We start from the raw sequence: 954 nt of genomic DNA on the forward strand, positions 1-954 counted from the left end.
GTGTTTGGTCCCGGGAGATTGGCATTATCGTCCTCGATTGGTGCAAGCTATCGGCTTCTTGAAGGAGCGCCTTGCATCATGGACGTGAAGCTGCACGCCAACGCGACCACGACGCCGCGGATCCGGTCCTACATCCAGCACAGCACCGCCTCGACCAGCAGCCTGGTGCGCGAGCTCGGCATCAGTGCCCGCACCGTTGCCCGCTGGCGTGGCCGCCGCGAGGTGCATGACCGCTCGCATGTGCCGCATCGGCTGGCCACCACGATGACCAATTGGGAGGTCGCGCTGTGTCTCGAACTGCGCCGCGCCCTCTCGCTCCCGCTCGACGACATCGTCGAGGCGATGCGCCGCTGTCTCAACCCGGCGCTCTCGCGCAGCGCCATCCACCGCTGCCTCAAGCGACACGGCATCTCCGCGCGCCAGCGGCCCGAGAAGCCTCCCGCCCTGGCCTTCAAAACCGAGACCCCGGCCGGCTTCATCCACATCGACGTCAAATACCTGCCGCCGCTCGGCCGCAAGCGAAGCTACGCCTATGTCGCCATCGACCGCGCCACCCGCTTTGTCTACCTCAAAATCCTGCCCGATCGCCGCGGCCAAACCGCCGCCGCCTTCCTCGAACGCTTTCTTGCCGCCTTTCCCCTGCCAGTCCACACCATCCTGACCGATAACGGCTCCGAGTTCACCGACCGCTTCGCCGTCGACAAACCCGGCAAACCCAAAGACAAACCCACCGGCAGCCATCACTTCGATCTCGTCTGTCGCCGCCGCCATATCGCTCACCGCCTGACCAGACCCTTCCGGCCGCAAACCAACGGCATGGTCGAACGCTTCAACCGCCGCCTCGGCGAACACCTCGACCAAATGCCGCAAAACCGCGCCGCCCATCACCGACGCTTCCTCGACCATGCCGAACGAGACGCCTATCTCCACACCTTCGTCACCGACTACAATCAC

General features: G+C 65.0%; 1 protein-coding gene. It reads left to right on the forward strand.

All coding sequences use genetic code 11. The features are described 5' to 3' along the window. Positions 1 to 78: 78 nt before the first annotated feature. A partial coding sequence (locus DYY66_RS05035) for an IS481 family transposase (RefSeq protein ID WP_166286750.1) occupies positions 79 to 954 on the forward strand: 876 nt, incomplete at its 3' end.

Source organism: Candidatus Nitrosotalea sp. FS (assembly GCF_011319475.1).
Lineage (GTDB): Archaea > Thermoproteota > Nitrososphaeria > Nitrososphaerales > Nitrosopumilaceae > Nitrosotalea.